This window comes from Nonomuraea sp. NPDC049758 (assembly GCF_040674635.1).
Taxonomy (GTDB): Bacteria; Actinomycetota; Actinomycetes; order Streptosporangiales; family Streptosporangiaceae; genus Nonomuraea.
Genome location: NZ_JBFAMZ010000007.1, coordinates 324,779 through 343,193, shown reverse-complemented (window position 1 = coordinate 343,193; position 18,415 = coordinate 324,779). Strand labels below are relative to the sequence as shown.

The window sequence follows — 18,415 nt, the reverse complement described above, 5'->3', positions numbered from 1 at the left end:
GACGGTCAGTACATCGCATCCGCGAGGGCGTCGACGGGCAGGGGGCAGCCGGGGCCGGCCGTGGGGTGGCCGCGGCGGCCGGCGCCGATCAGCGCGGCGATCTCGTCCAGGGTGAAGCCGAGCCGCTGGGCGGCCTTGATCACGGTGACCAGCGCGACGGTCCCCGGCGGGTACGCGCGGTGCCCGCCCGGGCTGCGCCGCGGCTCGGCGATCAGCCCGCGGCGCTCGTAGTACCGCAGGGTCTGCAGGTTGACCCCGGCCCGCTCGGCCACCTGCCCGCTGCGCAGGTACGGCTCCTCGGGGCTCACGCGGGCCGTCCCTCTGCCCTGGTCTGGAGGGCGTTCAGGACGCCGGTGTGCCGCGGGGGCACGGTCGCCGCGAGCGTCAGGCCCTGGCCCCCGACGGTGAGGGTGAAGGTGAAGAACGAGCAGCAGGCGTTCTCCCGGGCGGCCAGCCCGGCGGCACGGGCGGCCACGCCGGAAGCGTCGGCGCCGGGGCCGTCGGGGCCGTCGGGGGCCAGGTCGAGTTCCAGCCGGTCGGGCGCGGGGCGGCGCACCGAGCGCACCGAGCGCGCGAACAGCTCGTCGAACTCGGCCACCCGCAGCGGCCGTTGGGCGGTGGGCAGCGTGCAGGCCGACGGCGTCCAGCCGGGGGAGAGGGGCAGGTCTGCGGTCATGTCCCGACGGTAACCCCGTACCCGGGTACCGGATTCAAGGGGCCGGCGGGAACTTGTAGGGTAGGAGGGGGACACGATTGGACAAAAGGGAGGCAAGGTGCGCGAATTCCGCTCCTGCCTCCACCTCGCGCGCGAGCGGCACGCCCGCCCGCTGCGCCCGCTGGAGTTCCGTCCGGTCGGCACGAACGGCTACGTCAGCACGTGGGGCGTGATCGCGGGCATCCGCCCGCCGCAGGTCCGCTGAGCGCCCGCACCCGGACGTGATCCGGGTGCGCGGGTTGCCATGAGGCCAGGGCCGCGCGTTGGGCGGCCCGATCGTTTCCGTACCGTCCTGGAGTTCTCCCTTCATGTCTGCCTCCTCGCGGATCATCACTGCCCTGCGCTCCGACGCGGTCGGCGGCGTCCTGCTCATCGTCGCCGCCCTGACCGCGCTGGCCTGGGCCAACTCGTCCCTCGCCGGCTCCTACGAGGCCCTGCGCACGTGGTCCTTCGGCCCGGAGTGGCTGGGCCTGCGCCTGAGCGCGCAGGCGTGGGCCGCCGACGGGCTGCTGGCGGTGTTCTTCTTCATCGTCGGCAACGAGCTCAAGCAGGAGCTCGTGCACGGCGAGCTGCGCGACCCGCGCCGCGCCGCGCTGCCCGTGGTGGCCGCGCTCGGCGGCGTGGTGGTGCCGGCGCTGCTGTTCCTGGCGGTGAACGCGGCCGCGCCGGGCGAGGCGGCCCGCGGCTGGGGCGTGCCGATGGCCACCGACATCGCCTTCGCGCTCGCCGTCCTGGCCGTCGTGGGCCGCGGCCTGCCCGCCCCGCTGCGCACGTTCCTGCTGACGCTGGCGACCGTGGACGACGTGTGCGCGGTCGTCGTGATCGCCGTCGGCTACACCTCGGGGCTGAACCTCGCCGCCCTGGCGGGGGCCGCCGCCGCGCTGGGCGTGTGGGCGTACCTGCAGCACGGGCGGGGCCGCGCGGTCACCGCCGTGCGCCGCGCGCTGCCCGCGTGGCTGCTGTACGGGCCGCTCACCGTGCTGATCTGGGCGCTCGTGCACGCCTGCGGGGTGCACGCGACCATCGCCGGCGTCGCGATGGGCCTGCTGATGCGCACCAGCCCGCGCGCCGGCGAGCAGGAGCCGCCCTCGCAGCGCGCCGAGCACGCGTTGCGGCCGTTCTGCGCCGGAGTGGTGCTGCCGGTGTTCGCGCTGCTGTCGGCCGGGATCTCCCTGTCGGGGGCGGGCGGCTTCTGGACGGGGACCGTGACCTGGGGCGTGCTGGCCGGGCTGCTGGCCGGCAAGCCGCTCGGCATCGTCGGCGCCGCCTGGCTCACCGCGCGCCTCACCAGCGCCCATCTCAACCCGCGGCTGGGCTGGAGCGACATCGCCGGGGTGAGCGTGCTGGGCGGCATCGGCTTCACCGTCTCGCTGCTGATCGCCGAGCTCTCCTACACCGGTCCGGCGTACCTGACGCAGGCCAAGGGCGCGATCCTGCTGGCCTCGGCGGCGGCGTCCGTGCTGGCCGCCCTGATCCTCGGCGCGCGCGTCCGCCGGCACCGTACGGCCGGGCGGGCGGCGGCCTAGCCGGGAAGCGCGGCGGCCAGGCGGGCGGCCAGGCGCGCGACCGCCGCGCGCAGCTCCGGCCCGCCCTCGACGCGGAAGGGGAACGGCACGGCCGGCAGCCACTCCTGGGCGTACATGGCCGGGTTGCCCGTGCTGCCGACCAGCACGCAGCCCTCGTCATGCGGTTCGAGCCGTCCCATGGGCGGGTGCACCCAGGGCGCCACCTCGGCCAGGGGCGCGCCGAAGACCACGCGGGCCGCGTACGCCCATCCGGCGCCCAGGTTCTCCTCCAGCGCCGCCACCGGGTCCAGCCCGTCGGGCGGCCGGAAGCCGTGGACGGTCTCGTGGACGGCCCGGACGCGGTCGACCCGGTAGGTGCGGATCGCGCCGGCGCGGTGGGAGTGGCACAGCAGGTACCAGCGCCCGTACCGGACGACGACCGCCCAGGGATCGACCTCGGCCTCCCACTCCGTGCCCGATCCGCTCCGGTAAGCGATGCGGACGCGCCGCCGGGCCGCGGACGCGGCGACCAGCGCGCTGGTCACGGCGACGCCGGGACGGGCCGCGTACCGGTCGGGCGCGGCGGAGGCGTGCTCGCGCAGCGCGGCGGCCTGCCGTCCGACGCCTTCCGGCAGGGCCCGGATGACCTTGGACAGGGCGGTGCCCACCAGGTCGTCGGGGTCGGTGGCGGCCGGCTGGCCGTCGAACACCGCCATGACCAGGGCCAGCGCCTCCGGCTCGGTGAAGGCGACCGGCGGCAGCCTGGTGCCGCGGCCGAGCCGGTAGCCGCCGTAGGGGCCTCTGGCCGACTCGACGGGGATGCCCGCCTCCCGCAGGATCCCGACGTACCGGCGGGCGGCGCGCTCGGTCACGCCCAGGGCCGCGGCCAGCTCCCCGGCCGTCACGCCGGGACGCTGCCGGAGGACCTCCATGGCGCGCAGGGCCCGCGCGGTGGGGCTGAGTTCGGTCGGCACCCGAGCAGATTAGAGCGGTTCCGGCAGGAACCGGAAGTAGAACGTCCGGAATATCGCCTAGCGTGTGGCGTCATGACCGACTCCCGGGAAGGCCCGCACGTCGAGGACGTGAGCGTGCGGCGCGCCACGTTCACCCGGTTGCGCGTGCGCGACGTCCGCGTGCGCGCGGCCGACCTGTCCGGCGTGCGGGTGCGCGGCGCCGAGCTCGTCGACGTCGAGCTCAGCGGCGAGCTGCGGAACGTCGTGGTGAACGGCGTGGACATCGCCCCCCTCGTCGAGGCCGAGCTGAACCGCCGCATGCCTGAACGCGCCCGGATGCGCCCCGACGACCCCGAAGGCTTCGGCGAGGCTTGGGCGATCCTGGACCGCCTGTGGGCGGGCACCCTCGCCCGCGCCGCGACGTTCCCCGAGGCCGCGCTGCACAAGAGCGTCGACGGCGAATGGTCCTTCGTCCAGACGCTGCGGCACCTCAACTTCGCCTCGGCCGCCTGGGTCGGCCGGATGATCCTGGGCGACCCCTCGCCGTGGCACCCGCTCGACCTGCCATGGGACGAGGCGCCCGGCTGGGACGGCGTCCCGTGGGACCGCGCGGCCCGGCCGCCGCTGGCGGAGGTGCTCGCCGTCCGCCGGGACCGCCGGGCGATGGTCGGCCGGGTCGTCGCCTCGCTCACGCCCGAGCTGCTCGCCTCACACGTCACCCGCGACGAGCCCGGCTGGCCGCGGCTGACCGGCTTCCCGCTCAAGGAGTGCCTGCACATCGTCCTGCACGAGGAATGGGAACACCGGCTCTACGCGGAACGCGACCTGAACGCACTGGAGAAAGAAGACTGACATGGACATCCTGCTCATCGGCGGCCTCTGGCTCGACGCGTCCGCCTGGGACGAGGTGACGCCCGCGATCGAGGCGCTCGGCCACCGTCCCGTGCCGGTCGCCCTCCCCGGCCAGGGCGACGGGAACGCCGCCGCCACGCTCGCCGACCAGGTGGCGGCCGTGCTCGCCGCCGTGGACGCGGCCGACGGAACACCCCTGGTCGCCGGCCATTCCGCGGCCTGCACGCTGGCCTGGCTGGCCGCCGACGCGCGGCCGGACAAGGTGGGCAAGGTCGCCTTCATCGGCGGTTTCCCCGCCGCCGACGGCGACGCCTACGCCGACCTCTTCGAGGCCGTGGACGGCGTCGTGCCGTTCCCGGGATGGGCGCCGTTCGAGGGGCCGGACGCGGCCGACCTCGACGAGGAGGCCAGGCGGCGGTTCGCCGCCGCCGCGGTCCCCGTCCCCGAGGGGGTGGCCAAGGGCGTGGTGCGGCTGACGGACGAGCGGCGGTTCGGGGTGCCGGCCGTCGTCGTGTGCCCCGAGTTCACCCCCGCGCAGGCACGGGAGTGGATCGACGGCGGGGAGGCCCCTGAGCTGGCCCGGGTCAAGCACCTCGACCTCGTCGACCTCGACTCCGGGCACTGGCCCATGTTCACCGAACCGGTCGAGCTGGCCCGCCTCCTGGCCGCCGCGGCCGACGGGACGCCGGGCGGCTTGGCGACAAGGTAACCCTTCATGTCCGAGGGCTTGACCAAGGGATGACGGGTCCGGACGCGTCCGGTTCATAGCCTTGTGCAATGGCAAGGCTGACATGGACGGCCAAGTCGGTCCTGGTCACCGTGCTCGTACTGGCCGGAGGGGCCGCCGCCGCGGCCGGGGCCGTGTTCCTGAGCATGAGCAGCGAGGACGGCGCCGCTCCCGAGCCGGTGGTCGCGTGGCTGCACGGCTCGGGCTCGACCGCGCAGAAGGGGGCGATGGACGCCTGGAGCGGCGAGTTCCAGCGCGTCCACCCCGAACTGCGGGTCGTCTACGAGGCCAACGGCTCAGACCGCGGCATCGAGGACTTCATCGCGGGACGCAGCGCGTTCGCCGGCTCGGACGTGCCGATGACCCCGGAGGAGCAGGCGCGGGCCGACCGGCACTGCGGCGGCCGGGCCGAGCACCTGCCGATGGTGGTCGCTCCGGTCGCGGTGGCCTACAACCTCGCCTCCGTGCCCGGCCTGCGGCTGTCCCCGGCGACCCTGACCGGCATCTTCACCGGGCGCCTCACCAGGTGGAACGCCCGCGAGATCGCCGCCGACAACCCCGGCCAGCCCCTTCCACGCACCCGCATCCACGTCTTCCACCGCTCCGGCCAGTCCGGCACCACCCAGAACCTCACCGAGTTCCTGCGGGCGACCGGCGGCTGGCCGCACCAGCCGTCCAGGACGTGGACCGGCGCCGGCCAGGGCGTCACCAGCTCCAGCGGCATGACCCAGGTGCTCCAGCACACCAGGGACTCCATCGGCTACGTCGAGTACGGCTTCGCCGGCAGCGCCCGCCTGAGCACCGCGGACGTGCGCAACGCCGCCGGGGAGTTCGCCGCGCTGTCGCCGGAGAGCGCCAGCAAGGCCCTGCAGGGCGCCACGGTCGAGAGCGGCGAGCGCGGGCTGCTGCTGACGTTCGACCACAGGCGGCCGGTCCCCGGCGCCTACCCGATCGTGCAGGTCACGTACGAGATCATCTGCGCGGGCCGGGCGGACCCGCTGGCGCGCGCCTTCCTCGGCTACGCCGCCGGCGACGCCGGCCAGTCCTACCTGGCCCTGTACGGCTACGCCCCCCTGCCGCACGACCTGCTCGCCCAGGTACGCGGCCGCCTGGGAGCAACGAGCTGAACGGCACGCGGGATTTCCCGGAACAGTGCCGGCCGGCACGATTAGCCGGCCGCATCCGGTGAAGAGAGGACGCCATGAACGCGAACATCCGGTCGCGGGCCGCATGACCGGTCCAGGCGACGAGCAGCCCGTGGTCCTCGCCCCCCTGGCGGCCGCGGAGCACAGCGAACTGCTCGACACCACTCCCGGGCTGTGGGTGGACGACGGCGACGACGACGATCCGGTGCTGATGCGCGCCGACGGACAGCCGGTGGACACCTGGCGGCAGCACTACCCCTACGACGAGCGCCTGTCCAGGGAGACCTACGAGCGGGACAAGCGGCTGCTGCAGATCGAGCTGCTCAAGCTGCAGTACTGGATCAAGGCCACCGGCCGCCGGCTGGTGGTGCTGTTCGAGGGGCGCGACGCGGCCGGCAAGGGCGGCACGATCAAGCGCTTCATGGAGCACCTCAACCCGCGCGGCGCCACGGTGGTCGCGCTGGAGAAGCCGAGCGAGCGCGAGCGCGGCCAGTGGTACTTCCAGCGCTACATCGCCCACCTGCCGGCCAACGGGGAGATCGTGCTGTTCGACCGCTCCTGGTACAACCGGGCGGGCGTCGAGCGGGTCATGGGCTTCTGCGACGTGCACGAGTACCTGGAGTTCATGGAGCAGGTGCCCCGCCTGGAGGACCTGCTGGTGGACTCGGGGCTGCACCTGGTCAAACTCTGGTTCTCGGTCTCGCGGGCCGAGCAGCGCACCCGGTTCATCATCCGCCAGGTGGACCCGGTGCGGCAGTGGAAGTTGTCGCCGATGGACCTGGCCTCCCTCCGCAGATGGGACGACTACACCCAGGCCAAGGAGGACATGTTCCTGCACACCGACACCGAGTCGGCGCCCTGGACCGTCATCAAGAGCAACGACAAGAAACGCGCCCGGCTGGAGGCCATGCGCCACGTGCTCAGCCTCTTCGACTACGACGACAAGGACGACGAGGTCGTCGGCGTGCCCGACCCGCGGATCGTGATCTCGGCGGGGGACATCTTCGACGAGGACCACGTCGCCTCCCAGGGCACCGACCCGTGACCGTCAGGACCGCCGGTGGTCAGGCGGGCAGGACGTTCTGGGGGTACTCGCCCTCGTAGTTGCCCGGGTTCTCGAAGACGAACACGATGTAGGTCTCGAACCCGTCGGGGCCCTGGCCGGCGACGCGGGCCGCGCCGACCCTCCTGGTGTCCTTCCAGACGAGCTGGCTGAAGTGGCCGGTCTTGGCCGGGTCGCCCGGCGGGTTCGCCCAGTTGTAGTCGGCGATCTCGTTGTACCAGGCGGTCACGGCGTCGCCGGCGGTCTTCGGCGTCGAGCCGGAGGACATGCCCCAGAAGATGTTCTCGCCGGTGGTGTCGCGCAGGCCGTCGTGGCCGGCCGACAGCTTCGCGTACTCCGAGCGCGAGGACGCGCGCTCCTTGGCGTACTCGACGAGCTTGGCGTCCATCTCCATGGGGGGCGCGTGGTGCTTGGCGCGGTAGGCGTTGGCCTCGTTCAGTGCTTCGGCCAGGAGGAGGCCCCGGCGAAGGGCCGAATGAATTCCTGTCGTTGATTCTGAAATCAATTACGGCGTGCTAGATTCAGGAGGCTTAAATGCTCGGGTAAGCATGAATTCCTGCTCATTGGAGAATGATGAAGTCGCTGGTCGTCGAGCGTATTGAGATATTCGTCGTGGAATTGCCGTCCATCCGTTCGTTCAGCATTTCAGGGGGAAACGTCACCACCGAGGGGAAGCCCGCCGAGCGGGTTCTCGTCAAGGTGACGGCCGGCGGGGTGACCGGCTGGGGCGAGGCCACGCCGACGCCCGCCTGGACGTACGAGACCGTGGAGTCGATCTCGACGACGATCGCCGGCTACCTGGCCCCCGCCCTCCTCGGCCGCCCCGCCTGGGACCTGGACGGCGCCTGCGCGGCCTACGAGAAGGTGATCAACCGCGGGCTGACGATCGGGTCGCCCATCGCCAAGTCCGCGCTCGACATCGCCCTGCACGACCTGCTCGGCCGGGCCCTCGGGGTGCCCGTCGGCGTGCTGTGGGGTCAGCGCCGCCGCGACCGGATCACGCTCGGCTGGATCGTGGCCGGTCAGACGCCCGGCGAGGTGCGGCAGGCGGTCGAGGAGGGGCGGGCGGAGGGCTACCACGCGTTCAAGGTCAAGGTGGGCCTGCACGACGAGGCGACGGACCTGTCCGTCGTCGCCGCCGTCAGGGAGGCGGCCCCCGACGCCCCGCTGTGGGTGGACGCCAACCAGGCCTACACCGTGGACGGCGCGCTGCGCATGGCCCGCCGGCTGGCCGACCTGGACGTCACGGCGTTCGAGCAGCCGCTGCCCGCCAACGACGTCACCGGGCTGCGCCGCCTGCGCGACCACAGCCCGCTCCCGGTCGCGCTCGACGAGAGCCTGCGCCACCCCTCCGACCTGGCCACGTTCGTCAAGCTCGACGCCGTCGACATCGCCATCGCCAAGGTGCAGCGATCGGGCGGGCTGACGTTGTCGCGCCGGTTGTGCCAGCTGGCCGAGGACGCCGGGCTGCGCATCATGGGCTCGGGGCTGACGGACACCGACCTGGGGTTCGCCGCCTCGCTGCACCTGTTCGCGGCGTTCGGCGTGGACACCCCCGTCGACCTCAACGGCCGCCAGTTCGTGCACTCGGCGTACGTCGGCGGCCCGACGGTGGAGGTCTCGGACGGGACGGCCCTGGTGCCCACCGGCCCCGGCCTCGGCGTCGAGGTGGACGAGAACGCCGTCCGCGCCCTGTCCACGGCCCACTGGACCGTCTGACGAACGAGAACCGGGGCCGGGACACACGTCCCGGCCCCGTCCCGCGCGGTGGTCGGTGACTACGGAGCCCGGCCAGGTTGACGCGAGCGCATCCGGCCGGCGGCAAGGCGCTGGCACAAGATCTGAACAGACGCCCTGGGGCGGCCCCACGCTTGGCTTGCCCGTCACCATGCTGACGCTGTCAGTGTCGTCACGCGCGAGCGAACGGGCCTAAAGCGGCTCCACAGCCGATCCACAGCGGATCCAAAGCGGGAGCGGGCATAGTCGGCGATCAGCCCGTCCGGTTGGACGCAGCAATCGGTTCACCAGCGCCGGGCAGAGGCCCCGGCGGGCCCGAAAGCGATTGTCCGAACGGCGACGCGGGGGAGTGTCGAGGCGGCGGCCGACCGGGCTGTGAGCCGTCTGTTCCTGCTCAGGCTGGAACACGGTGACAGGCGGCGGCCCCGCGCTGTGCGCTGTCGGGAGGTCGAACATCAACAGCGATGAGAGGTGACGGCATGACCAGGACGACGCTCAGAATCGCCGCGATCGGGCTGCTGACCGCAGTCGGACTCGCCCTGGCCGCCGGCCCCGCAGCCGCCAAGGAGGAACCCTGGCCCAGCTCGGGCGGGATCGCCCCGACGGGCAACGACTACTGGCCGCACAGCGGCGGGTGAGGTGTGCGACCCGGGCCGGACTTCCGGCACGGACTCTGCTGCGCGGACAAAGTGATGGCATATGCGGCGGCGAACCATCTCTGCGAATCCGCGGGCGCTCGACTTCCGAAGGTCAGACAAACACGGGACGGTGTCATGCTCAAACTCAAGGCCGTGATCGCAGCGATCATCATGGCGCTCCTCGCCAATTCGTTGATCGCGACCCCGGCCGCTCATGCGGCCACCAGCGGCGAATGGAAGACGTACGGCCCCTACAGCTTCGTGTTCGACCTCCCGAACAAGCTGTGCATGCACTCCATCTCCGACGGCAAGACCTATGAGGGGAACTGCGCGCAAGGCGGCACCAGAGCTCGTTGGCACGTCCGCTACAACACGGTCACCCACATGGTCGTACTCCACAATGTGAACTACGACAAATGTCTGAATGTCGATGGCAGCTTCACCGTCACCACCGGCCCCTGCGGCAACGTCTGGAGCCAGCAATTCAATGAGGAAAAGATCTCGGCCGGCACCAGTCAGCACAGTGGCCGCTATTGGTACCATCCGGTGGCTGACGCGAGCAAATGCCTCCTGAGGGGCTGGCGTGTGGGCTCCTGCAGTGAAAATGGGGCCATATATTACCAATACTACAATGCGCCGTAAGTAACCTCTGTGGCGGCCCGATGAATTGCGGCCCCGCTGCATGTGCCGTCCACGAGCGGGGCCCTTTCACCCCCTTCGCATGGAGAGTGCCGCGGGATCGGGCCGGGCTGCGGTCTCAGCGCAGCCAGTCGTCCAGGTGGGCGGCGACGAAGTCGTCGTCCACCAGCCAGGGATAGGCCGCGCTCACCCGCGCGATCTCATCGGCCTGACCCGGGGACAGGCCCTCGTCCGGGTCCAGGCACCACGTCCCGGCCAGCAGGCCCTGGCGGCGCAGCACCTCGTGCACCCCGGCGATGCAGCCGCGGAACCCGCCCGCCACGTCGAACACCGCGCCGTTGGCGTCGGTGAGGTCGCCGGCGCGGGCCAGCAGGGAACGCAGCACCTCGTCGTCCCCCGTCCACGCCCGGCGCACCTCGTCGAACATGAGCACCGCCGCCCGCGTCCACACCGCCCACTGGCCGAGCAGCCCGCCGACGATCCGGCGGCCCGCGACGGGGGAGAGCAGGTCGGCCAGGATGTTGTCGTCGTTGCCGGTGTAGAGCGCGATGTCGTCGCCGCGCCCGGACGCCGCCACCGCCCTGACCACGTCGAGCGTGCGATACCGGTCGAAGGGCGCCATCTTGATCGCCACCACCGACTCCTGCTCGCTCAGCGACCGCCAGAACGACGGGCCCAGCCGGCGTCCGCCCACCGCCTCCTGGAGGTAGAAGCCGATCACCGGCAGCACCTCGCCCACCGCCCTGGCCCGCGCCAGCAGCTCCGGCTCGCCCGCCCCGGGCACCTGGGGCGACAGCAGCACGGCGTGGTAGCCCAGCGAGGCGGCGAGCTCGGCCTCCGCCACGGCCTGGGCGGTGTCGCCGCACGCGCCCGCGACCATGACGAACGGCCGCTCCGCCTCCTTCGCCACGACCTCGGCGGCGAGCTCCAGCACCGGCCGCAGCAGCCCCGCCCGGCGGATCTCGAACTGCGTCGTGTGCACCGCCACGGCCGCGCCGCCCGCCCCCGAGGCCAGGTAGTAGCGGGTGAGCGCGCGCTGGCGGCGCTCGTCCAGGACGCGCCCGCCGGTCAGCGCCAGCGGGTGGGCGGGGATGACCGTCCCCTGCCGCAACAGGCCGATCGACATGTCAGAACCTCCCGTCGCGTACCGCGAACTTGGTCGGCTTGCCCGACAGGGGCAGCCCGCGTGACAGCCAGCCGGCCTGCCAGGCGATCAGGGTGTCCAGCGGCACGTCCGGGTAGCCGAACAGGCCGTGGCAGCGCGAGGCGTCGCTGAGCAGCGCGGTGCCGCTCTCGCCGCCGGTGAAGGACGCCTTCGTCCCCATCGCGGCGGCCAGCCGGGCCGCCGTGCGCCGCACCGAGGCGGTCTCCGGGCCGGTCAGGTTCAGGGTGAACGCCTCCGGGGCGCGCGCGTGGCGCAACGAGCGCAGCGCGACCTCGTTCGCGTACCCCTGCCAGACGACGTTGACGTGCCCGGTGGTGAGGTCCACCGGCTCGCCCGCCGCCACGGTGGCCGCGAGGTCGGCCAGCACGCCGTAGCGCAGGTCCACCGCGTAGTTCAGGCGCAGGATCGCGACCCTGGTGCCGTAGGCCGCGGCGGCGTGCTCGAAGACGCGTTCCCGTCCCAGGCAGCTCATCGCGTACTCGCCCACCGGGTCCGGACGGTCCTCCTCGGCGCTGCCGCCGCCGGCCACGTCCACCAGCGGGTACACGTTGCCGGTGGAGAACACCGCGATCGCCGAGTCGCGGTAGCGCCGGGCCACGGCGGCCGGCAGTGCCGCGTTGACCGCCCACGCCTGGTACGGCGCCGCCGACGTGCCGAACTTGGCGCCCGCCATGAACACGACGTTGGCCGCGTCGGGCAGCCCGGCCAGGTCGCCGCCGGACATCAGGTCGGCGGCGACCACCTCGACGCCCTCGTCGGCCAGCGCCCGCGCCGCCCGGCCGTCCGACCAGCGGGACACGGCGTACACGCGGGCCGAGCCGCGGCCCGCCGCCTCCAGGGCCCGCCGGGCCAGCCGGACCAGGCTCGGCCCCATCTTGCCGCCCGCGCCGAGCACGATGAGGTCGCCGTCGAGCGCGGCGACGTCGGCGGCCAGCGCGGCCGACGGGGTGGCCAGCCGGTCCTCCAGCTCCTGCTCAGAGGTGAACACGCGGGGCTCCTTCGGGTCGCCGGTAGGCCACGCCCATCCGGTCCAGCAGGGGGAGGTGATCGGCCAGCCGCCGGGTGAAGCCGCCCAGGTCGCGGCCCGCCGACCAGGCGGCCTCGGCCACGGCGCACAGGCGCGGGAAGGCGTTGTGGTCGAAGCGTTCCCTGGTGGGCAGGTACTCACCCCACAGCTGGGCCTGCATGCCGAGCACGGAGTCGCCGGCGTCGTACCCGTAGACCGTCTCCAGGGGGAGCGGCCCGGAGATGCTGACCGGCTCGCCCGGGGCGTCGGACTCGGCGTAGTCGAGGTAGGTGTGCGTGTGCGGCGCGGCGACCACGTCGTGCCCGGCGCGCAGGGCCGCCTCGATCCGGTCCACGCCCCGCCAGGCCATGATCACCATGTCCTCGGGCGGGTCGTGGTCGAGCATGTCGTCCCAGGCCACCGCGCGGCGGCCGAGCCCGCGCAGGTGCCCGGCCAGCAGCCGGCCCCACCAGCCGAGCAGGGCCCGCGGCCCGTCGAGCCCAGCCTCGGCGACCCGCCGCGCGGCCTCGGGGTCGGCCGCCCACTCGCCGGCGCGCACCTCGTCCCCGCCGATGTGCACGTACCGGGACGGGAACACCTCGCACAGCTCGTCGAGCACGTCGCGGGCGAACCCGGCGGCCCGCTCGCCCACGTTGAGCACGTGGGAGGAGATGCCCCACGACGTCCGCACCTGGACGGGCGTCCCGGAGGGGTGGCCCAGCCACGGGCAGGCGGCGATGGCGGCCTGCGAGTGGCCGGGGAACTCGATCTCGGGGACCACGCTCACGCCGCGCGCCGCCGCGTAGGCCACCAGGTCGCGCAGCTCCCGCTGGGTGTAGAAGCCGCCGTGCGGGACGCCGTCGAACCGGCCCTCGCGGGCGTGCCCGGCCGGCGACTCGGCGCGGCGGGCCCCGGCCTCGGTCAGCCGCGGGTGCGCGCGCACCTCGAACCGCCAGCCCTGGTCGTCGGTCAGGTGCAGGTGCAGCACGTTGAACTTGTGCAACGCCAGCAGGTCGACGTACGACCGCAGGAAGGACATCGGACGCCACCAGCGGGCCACGTCGATCATCACGCCGCGCCAGGCGTACCTGGGCACGTCGCGCACCGTCCCGCAGGGCACGCCGCCGGGGCCGTCGAGCTGGCGCAACGTCTGCACGCCCCAGCGCAGCCCGGCGACGTCCGCCGCGGCGATCACCGCCCGCTCCGGGGTGACGTCGAGGGTGTAGCCCTCCGCGCCGAGCGACGGGTCCGGCACCAGGCGCAGCTCGATCTCGCCCGGGGCGTCGCCGCCGGTGGCCGGTCCGAGCAGCTCCCTGGCCAGGGCGGCGTGCGGCCCGCGGACCGGCGCGCGCACGCCGGGCTGGAACGTTCCCTCGCCCCGGTGTACCGAGGCGGCCAGGGGGATCACCGTCCCAGCACCGTTCGGAAGGCGGCCAGGGCCTCGCCGACGGGCGCCGCGTCGGGGTACCAGGCGCGTTCCCACTCCAGCGCCAGGAAGCCCGCGTAGCCGATCCGGTCCAGCTCGGCCAGCACGCCCGGCACGCCCACCGCGCCCTTGCCCGGCAGCACCGGCGCGAGGTCGGCGGGCGAGGCCGCGTCCTTGATCTGCACGTGCCGCAGGTACGGGCCCAGCGCGTCCGCGGTGGCCGCGGCGCTCTCGCCGGCCCGCCACGGGTTGACCACGTCCCACAGCGCGCCGACGCGCGGCGAGCCGACCCCGGCCAGCACGCCGGCCACCGCCTGGCCCGTCAGGAACACGTCGTGCGTCTCCAGCAGCACGTCCACGCCGTTGTCCGGCAGCCGACCGGCCACGTCCGCGAGCCTCCGAGTCGCGGCGGCGGCCGGGTCGTCCTGCCCTTCGACCCCGCCGAAGACCCGCACGTACGGCGAGCCGAGCGCTTCGGCGATCTCGACGTGGCGCAGCACCTCGGCCACCGGGTCGCCGTCCGGCCGGGCCACGCGGGTGTAGGAGCACACGGCGACGATCCCGATCCCGGCGGCGGCGAACGTCCGGGCGATCGAGCGCAGCTCGGCGTCGGGGGTGTCCGGCGCGACGATCTCACCTTCGGCGCAGCGCAGCTCGACGGCGGCGCAGCCGTACCGGGCCGCGGTGGCGACGACCTCCTCGGCCGGTGCGCCCGGCATGCCGAGCGTGCTGAACGCGAGCGGGTTCATGACTGTCCCTTCACTGTGACGGTGGAACCCCGGCGGGCGGACTCGTAGACGGCCAGGGCGACGTCGAGGACCGACAGGGCGTACTCGGCGGTGACCTCGGGGGCGGTGCGGCCGGCGCAGGCCCGCGCGAAGTCGGCGAGCTGCGCGGCGAACGCGGTGGCCATCTCGCCGATGCCGGGCGCGGCCACCTGCGTGGCGACGCCGCCCCGGAAGGACCAGACGCCCTCGCCGCGGCTGATGCGCAGTGCGCCCTCACCGCACACGATCTCCGCCTCGTCGGTGAACGGCAGGCCGGTGCCGGTGACCGAGATCGTCGAACGGGTGCCGTCGGCGTGCCGGGCCAGGGCGACCGCCTCGGTCTCCACCGACCCGCCGGCCGGCCCGGCGACGTGCGCGGTGACCTCCGCGATCGGCGAGCCGACCAGCATCTGGAGCTTGTCGATGCTGTGCGTGCCGACGTTGAGCACGATGCCGCCGCCGGCCATGTCGGCGTCGAGGAACCAGCGGGGGCGCGTGGGGTCGGCGTAGTCGGCGGTGCGCCGCTCGGCGGCCACCACGACCTGGCCGAGCTCGCCCGAGGCGAGGAACCCGGCCGCCGCGCGCAGCATCGGGACGAAGCGCAGCACGTGCCCGACGGCGAACACGACGCCGGCCGCCCGGCACGCCTCGATCATGCGGACGGCGTCCTCGCGGGTGGTGGCGATCGGCTTCTCCACGAGCACGTGCAGCCCGGCCGCGGCGGCGTCGAGGGTGATCGGGGCGTGCAGCGCGTGCGGCACGGTGATCACGACCGCGTCGAGGCCGCCGGCGTCGAGCATCGCCCGGTGGTCGGTGAAGACGCGGGCGCCGGCCTCGGCGGCCAGCTTCTCGGCCGCCTCGGCCCGGACGTCGCACACCGCGGCGACTTTCACCTGCCCGGCGCTCTGGCGGGCGGCGGCCACGTGGAACTCCGCGATGGTGCCCGCGCCGATGACGCCCAGGCGCAGCCCGGATGTTGTGGTCACGATTTCCTTTCCGGATCGGGAAATGGGCTCTGGTCAGCCCTTGAGACCCGCGGACATGGTTCCGCGGACGAAGTAACGCTGGGCCAGCACGAACACCACCAGCATCGGCAGCAGGCTCATCATCGCCGCGGCCGTCACCAGCTGGTCGTTGCCGACGAACTGCCCCTTCAGGCTCAGCACGCCGACCGGCAGCGTGTAGTTCTCCGGCGAGGTGAGGTAGATCGTGGGCTCCAGCACGGCCTTCCACGACGTGGTGAAGGTGAAGACCGCGAGCGTGGCCAGGGCGGGCTTGGCCAGCGGCAGGTGGATGCGCCAGAACACCTGCCAGGGGTTGGCGCCGTCGAGGCCGGCCGCCTCCTCGAAGTCCTTGGGGATGCCGAGGAACGTCTGCCGCATCAGGAAGATCCCGATCGGCGTGGCCAGCCAGTACGGCACGATGAGCGGCAACATCGAGTCCAGCCAGCCCAGCGAGCGGAACAGCAGGAAGTTCGGGACGATCGTGATGACGGCCGGCAACATCATCGTGCCCAGGGCCATCGTCAGCAGCGCCTGCTTGCCCGGCAGCCGCATCCTGGCCAGGGCGTGCCCGACCATGGCGCTGGTCAGCACGTTCCCGGCCACCGCGAGCACCGCGATCACCAGGCTGTTGGCCAGGTAGAGCCCGAACGGCGTGCGCCGCCACACCTCGGCGTAGTTGTCCCACTGGACCGGGTCGGGGATCCACGCGGGCGGCACCTGGATGTACTGGGCGAAGCTCTTGAGCGAGTTGCCCATCGCCGCGGCGAAGGGCAGCAGCATGACCGCCGCCCCCGCCAGCACCAGCACGTACGAGACGGTCTTACGCATAGTGCACCCACCTGCGCTGGAGCCGGAACTGCACCAGGGTCAGCGCGAGCACCAGCACGAACAGCACCCACGCCACGGCCGAGGCGTAGCCCATCTGGAAGAACTGGAAACCCTGCCGGTAGAGGTAGAGCACGGTCAGCTCGCTCGCGCCGTGCGGCCCGCCGTCGGTCATCACGAAGACCTGCTCGAACGACTGCAGCGTCTCGATGGAGGTGAGCACCAGCACCAGGAACGTGGTGCCGGAGATGCCCGGCAGGGTGATGTAGCGGAACCGGTTCCAGGCCGACGCGCCGTCGATCTTGGCGGCCTCGTAGCGCTCCTCGGGGATGGCCTGCAGGCCCGCCAGGAAGAGCACCGTCATGTAGCCGACGCCCTTCCAGACCGCGACCGCCGCCAGCGTGGGGATCACCAGCGCCGGATCCTGCAACCAGTTCTCGGCCGGCAGCCCGAGGAAGCCGAGCACCTGGTTGGCGATGCCGGTCTGCGGGTTGAAGACGGCGTCGGCCACGTACGCGACGACCACCCACGAGGAGACGACCGGCACGAAGTAGGCCGCGCGGAACAGTGCCATGCCGCGCAGCCGCTGGTTGAGCGCGACCGCCAGGGCCAGCGCCAGCGCCGTCTGCGCCGGCACGAACAGCACCGCGAAGTAGGCGGTGTTGCCCAGCGTGCGCCAGAAGACCGGGTCGCCGAACAGCCGGGTGAAGTTGCCGAACCCGACGAACCTCGGCGCCGACATCAGGTCGTACTCGGTCATGCTGAAGAACAGCGAGGCCAGCAGCGGCCAGGCGGCCAGCGCGACCAGGTGCAGGAGGTAGGGCGAGGCGAACGCGAAGGCCCAGGCCCGCTCGCCCGTGCGCCGCCGCCGGGCGGGCGGCCGCGGCTCGGCGGCCACCTGCCCGGAACGCCTGGTGAGCACCGTCACTGCGTCTTCCCGGCGTAGAAGCGGTCGATGACCTCCTGGGCCTCCTTCTGCCCGGTCTGCAGCGCGGTGGCGACCGGCGTGGCGCCCGACAGGGCCTCGTTCATGCGCTTGGCCAGGGCCTCGGTGTACTCCGACCACACGGCGTTGGTGCCGAGGTCGGTGGCCGCGTCCAGCGACTCGAGGAAGACCGGGCCGCGGTCGGCGGGCAGGGCCGTGGCGGCGACCTTCTTGTTGATCGGGATCGCCTCGCCCAGCTCGGCCCACTTGCGCTGCGGGCCCTCGCCGGAGAAGAAGGTGATCCACTTCCACGCCGCGTCGGCCTGCGCGGGGGAGGCGCCCTTGCCGACCACCCAGGAGTTGACGATGGCGACGTTGCCGCGTCCGGCCGGGCCCTTCGGCATCGGCGCCACGCCGAAGTCGATCCCCGCGCTCACCGCGGGCAGCGTCCGGGCGTAGATGCCGTACGACATGGCGACGCGGCCGGTCGCGAACAGCGTGTGCACGACGCCCTTGCCCATGGCCTCGGTGGTCACGTAGTCGGGGGCGAAGCCGTCCTTGCCCATGGCGCGCAGCATCCAGTCGAGCGCGGCCGTGGACTGCGGGCTGTCGACGACGACCTTGCGGCCCCCGTCGCCGACGACGTCGCCGCCGAACGCCTTGACGATGGGCCACCAGCTCTCGGTGAACCCCGGCGAGTACGCGCGGAAGCCGTAGGTGTCGGGCTTGCCGTCGCCGTTGGCGTCCTTGGTGAGCTTCTTGGCCGCGGCGGCCAGGTCGTCGTAGGTCCACTCGGCCGTCGGCTCGGCCACCTTGGCCTCGGCGAACAGCTTCTTGTTGTAGAAGAGCACCGGGGTCTGGGCGCCCTGGGGGAAGCCGAAGACCCGGCCCTGGGCGTCGCGGTTCAGCTCGATGCCGGAGAAGTCGGCGGCGTTGACCGTCTTGACCCGGTCGCTCAGGTCGGCGAGCGCGCCGCGGGCGGCGAACTCCTGCACGAGCACGCCGTCCGACAACCACACCTGGGGCGCCTGGCCGCCGGCGATCTGCGTCCTGAGCCGCTCGAAGAACTTGACGTACGGCGCGACCTCCAGCTGCATCTTGATCGACGGGTTGGCGGCCGTGAACTCCTTGACGAGCTCCCGCATGGTCGTGTCGGCCGGGTCGCCGGCGGCGGCGTAGAAGCCGAGCTTCAGGGTGACCGCCCCGGAGTCGTCGGCCGGGCCGCCGCACGACGCCGTGCCGGCCACGGTGAGGACGGCCGCCGCGGCAGCGGCGAGCACGCGCACTCTCATTGGGTCCTCCAACAGGAACGAAGAGGGGGGG

Annotated in this window: 21 protein-coding genes; 9 read left to right on the top strand and 12 right to left on the bottom strand. The window is 73.0% G+C overall.

Annotation, left to right across the window (positions count from 1 at the left end; translation table 11 throughout):
- Positions 1 to 5: 5 nt before the first annotated feature.
- The gene (locus AB0J46_RS21140; protein ID WP_364334253.1) at positions 6 to 308 is read right to left on the bottom strand and encodes a MerR family transcriptional regulator; all 303 of its coding nucleotides are present in this window, start codon (positions 306 to 308) and stop codon (positions 6 to 8) included.
- Positions 305 to 676 carry a hypothetical protein gene (locus AB0J46_RS21135; protein ID WP_364334250.1) on the bottom strand — a complete coding sequence of 124 codons (372 nt, stop codon included), beginning with the start codon at positions 674 to 676 and terminating at the stop codon, positions 305 to 307. The genes AB0J46_RS21140 and AB0J46_RS21135 overlap by 4 nt, the downstream gene beginning before the upstream one ends.
- Positions 677 to 773: 97 nt before the next feature.
- Between AB0J46_RS21135 and AB0J46_RS21130 the strand changes: the two genes are divergently transcribed.
- Positions 774 to 920 (top strand): hypothetical protein, encoded by a 147-nt coding sequence (locus AB0J46_RS21130; RefSeq protein ID WP_364334247.1) that lies wholly within the window; start codon positions 774 to 776, stop codon positions 918 to 920.
- A 103-nt stretch (positions 921 to 1,023) separates the two neighbouring features.
- The gene (nhaA, locus tag AB0J46_RS21125; RefSeq protein WP_364334244.1) at positions 1,024 to 2,241 is read left to right on the top strand and encodes a Na+/H+ antiporter NhaA; all 1,218 of its coding nucleotides are present in this window, start codon (positions 1,024 to 1,026) and stop codon (positions 2,239 to 2,241) included.
- Here the strand turns inward: nhaA and AB0J46_RS21120 are convergent.
- The gene (locus tag AB0J46_RS21120; protein ID WP_358293426.1) at positions 2,238 to 3,194 is read right to left on the bottom strand and encodes a WYL domain-containing protein; all 957 of its coding nucleotides are present in this window, start codon (positions 3,192 to 3,194) and stop codon (positions 2,238 to 2,240) included. The genes nhaA and AB0J46_RS21120 overlap by 4 nt on opposite strands.
- 72 nt (positions 3,195 to 3,266) lie before the next feature.
- Here AB0J46_RS21120 and AB0J46_RS21115 point away from each other — a divergent pair, with 72 nt between their 5' ends.
- The 4 genes from AB0J46_RS21115 (at position 3,267) to ppk2 (ending at position 6,942) form a co-directional block, all read left to right on the top strand.
- Complete coding sequence (locus AB0J46_RS21115) at positions 3,267 to 4,025, top strand: DinB family protein (protein WP_364334241.1); 759 nt, start codon at positions 3,267 to 3,269, stop codon at positions 4,023 to 4,025.
- A 1-nt stretch (position 4,026) separates the two neighbouring features.
- On the top strand, positions 4,027 to 4,734 hold the full coding sequence (locus AB0J46_RS21110) for an alpha/beta hydrolase (RefSeq protein ID WP_364334238.1): 708 nt from the start codon (positions 4,027 to 4,029) through the stop codon (positions 4,732 to 4,734).
- Positions 4,735 to 4,802: 68 nt separating this feature from the next.
- Positions 4,803 to 5,879 carry a phosphate ABC transporter substrate-binding protein PstS gene (gene pstS / locus AB0J46_RS21105; RefSeq protein WP_364334235.1) on the top strand — a complete coding sequence of 359 codons (1,077 nt, stop codon included), beginning with the start codon at positions 4,803 to 4,805 and terminating at the stop codon, positions 5,877 to 5,879.
- A 103-nt stretch (positions 5,880 to 5,982) separates the two neighbouring features.
- Positions 5,983 to 6,942 carry a polyphosphate kinase 2 gene (gene ppk2 / locus AB0J46_RS21100; RefSeq protein ID WP_364334232.1) on the top strand — a complete coding sequence of 320 codons (960 nt, stop codon included), beginning with the start codon at positions 5,983 to 5,985 and terminating at the stop codon, positions 6,940 to 6,942.
- Between the two features lie 19 nt (positions 6,943 to 6,961).
- Here ppk2 and AB0J46_RS21095 read toward each other — a convergent pair whose 3' ends face one another.
- Complete coding sequence (locus AB0J46_RS21095; RefSeq protein WP_364334229.1) at positions 6,962 to 7,465, bottom strand: CAP family protein; 504 nt, start codon at positions 7,463 to 7,465, stop codon at positions 6,962 to 6,964.
- Between the two features lie 107 nt (positions 7,466 to 7,572).
- Here AB0J46_RS21095 and AB0J46_RS21090 point away from each other — a divergent pair, with 107 nt between their 5' ends.
- The 3 genes from AB0J46_RS21090 (at position 7,573) to AB0J46_RS21080 (ending at position 9,977) form a co-directional block, all read left to right on the top strand.
- Positions 7,573 to 8,679, top strand: a complete 1,107-nt coding sequence (locus tag AB0J46_RS21090) for a dipeptide epimerase (protein ID WP_364334226.1) — start codon at positions 7,573 to 7,575, stop codon at positions 8,677 to 8,679.
- A gap of 497 nt (positions 8,680 to 9,176) precedes the next feature.
- Complete coding sequence (locus AB0J46_RS21085) at positions 9,177 to 9,335, top strand: hypothetical protein (protein WP_364334223.1); 159 nt, start codon at positions 9,177 to 9,179, stop codon at positions 9,333 to 9,335.
- 135 nt (positions 9,336 to 9,470) lie between these two features.
- Positions 9,471 to 9,977: a hypothetical protein gene (locus AB0J46_RS21080; RefSeq protein ID WP_364334220.1), complete on the top strand. Its 507-nt coding sequence runs from the start codon at positions 9,471 to 9,473 to the stop codon at positions 9,975 to 9,977.
- A gap of 115 nt (positions 9,978 to 10,092) precedes the next feature.
- Here AB0J46_RS21080 and AB0J46_RS21075 read toward each other — a convergent pair whose 3' ends face one another.
- Genes AB0J46_RS21075 through AB0J46_RS21040 form a run of 8 tightly spaced genes read right to left on the bottom strand, consistent with a single transcriptional unit; the run spans position 10,093 to position 18,384 of the window.
- Entirely contained in the window at positions 10,093 to 11,100 is a 1,008-nt protein-coding gene (locus AB0J46_RS21075; protein ID WP_364334217.1) for a dihydrodipicolinate synthase family protein, read from the bottom strand.
- A gap of 1 nt (position 11,101) precedes the next feature.
- Complete coding sequence (locus tag AB0J46_RS21070; RefSeq protein WP_364334214.1) at positions 11,102 to 12,127, bottom strand: NAD-dependent epimerase/dehydratase family protein; 1,026 nt, start codon at positions 12,125 to 12,127, stop codon at positions 11,102 to 11,104.
- Entirely contained in the window at positions 12,114 to 13,553 is a 1,440-nt protein-coding gene (locus AB0J46_RS21065) for a beta-N-acetylhexosaminidase (RefSeq protein WP_364334211.1), read from the bottom strand. Before AB0J46_RS21065 ends, AB0J46_RS21070 begins: the two co-directional genes overlap by 14 nt.
- Positions 13,550 to 14,320 carry a sugar phosphate isomerase/epimerase family protein gene (locus AB0J46_RS21060; RefSeq protein WP_364334208.1) on the bottom strand — a complete coding sequence of 257 codons (771 nt, stop codon included), beginning with the start codon at positions 14,318 to 14,320 and terminating at the stop codon, positions 13,550 to 13,552. The genes AB0J46_RS21065 and AB0J46_RS21060 overlap by 4 nt, the downstream gene beginning before the upstream one ends.
- Positions 14,317 to 15,324 (bottom strand): Gfo/Idh/MocA family oxidoreductase, encoded by a 1,008-nt coding sequence (locus AB0J46_RS21055; protein WP_352328344.1) that lies wholly within the window; start codon positions 15,322 to 15,324, stop codon positions 14,317 to 14,319. Before AB0J46_RS21055 ends, AB0J46_RS21060 begins: the two co-directional genes overlap by 4 nt.
- A gap of 33 nt (positions 15,325 to 15,357) precedes the next feature.
- Positions 15,358 to 16,170 (bottom strand): carbohydrate ABC transporter permease, encoded by an 813-nt coding sequence (locus AB0J46_RS21050; protein WP_364334205.1) that lies wholly within the window; start codon positions 16,168 to 16,170, stop codon positions 15,358 to 15,360.
- Positions 16,163 to 17,095 carry a sugar ABC transporter permease gene (locus AB0J46_RS21045; RefSeq protein ID WP_358293385.1) on the bottom strand — a complete coding sequence of 311 codons (933 nt, stop codon included), beginning with the start codon at positions 17,093 to 17,095 and terminating at the stop codon, positions 16,163 to 16,165. The genes AB0J46_RS21050 and AB0J46_RS21045 overlap by 8 nt, the downstream gene beginning before the upstream one ends.
- Positions 17,092 to 18,384 (bottom strand): extracellular solute-binding protein, encoded by a 1,293-nt coding sequence (locus AB0J46_RS21040; protein WP_364334201.1) that lies wholly within the window; start codon positions 18,382 to 18,384, stop codon positions 17,092 to 17,094. The genes AB0J46_RS21045 and AB0J46_RS21040 overlap by 4 nt, the downstream gene beginning before the upstream one ends.
- Positions 18,385 to 18,415 lie beyond the last annotated feature (31 nt).

Bases quoted from the DNA above. Each gene is read 5' to 3' on its own strand.
- AB0J46_RS21135 (WP_364334250.1), bottom strand. From the start codon at position 676: ATGACCGCAGACCTGCCCCTCTCCCCCGGCTGGACGCCGTCGGCCTGC.
- nhaA (WP_364334244.1), top strand. From the start codon at position 1,024: ATGTCTGCCTCCTCGCGGATCATCACTGCCCTGCGCTCCGACGCGGTC.
- AB0J46_RS21115 (WP_364334241.1), top strand. From the start codon at position 3,267: ATGACCGACTCCCGGGAAGGCCCGCACGTCGAGGACGTGAGCGTGCGG.
- AB0J46_RS21110 (WP_364334238.1), top strand. From the start codon at position 4,027: ATGGACATCCTGCTCATCGGCGGCCTCTGGCTCGACGCGTCCGCCTGG.
- pstS (WP_364334235.1), top strand. From the start codon at position 4,803: ATGGCAAGGCTGACATGGACGGCCAAGTCGGTCCTGGTCACCGTGCTC.
- ppk2 (WP_364334232.1), top strand. From the start codon at position 5,983: ATGACCGGTCCAGGCGACGAGCAGCCCGTGGTCCTCGCCCCCCTGGCG.
- AB0J46_RS21085 (WP_364334223.1), top strand. From the start codon at position 9,177: ATGACCAGGACGACGCTCAGAATCGCCGCGATCGGGCTGCTGACCGCA.
- AB0J46_RS21080 (WP_364334220.1), top strand. From the start codon at position 9,471: ATGCTCAAACTCAAGGCCGTGATCGCAGCGATCATCATGGCGCTCCTC.
- AB0J46_RS21075 (WP_364334217.1), bottom strand. From the start codon at position 11,100: ATGTCGATCGGCCTGTTGCGGCAGGGGACGGTCATCCCCGCCCACCCG.
- AB0J46_RS21060 (WP_364334208.1), bottom strand. From the start codon at position 14,320: ATGAACCCGCTCGCGTTCAGCACGCTCGGCATGCCGGGCGCACCGGCC.
- AB0J46_RS21050 (WP_364334205.1), bottom strand. From the start codon at position 16,170: ATGCGTAAGACCGTCTCGTACGTGCTGGTGCTGGCGGGGGCGGCGGTC.
- AB0J46_RS21040 (WP_364334201.1), bottom strand. From the start codon at position 18,384: ATGAGAGTGCGCGTGCTCGCCGCTGCCGCGGCGGCCGTCCTCACCGTG.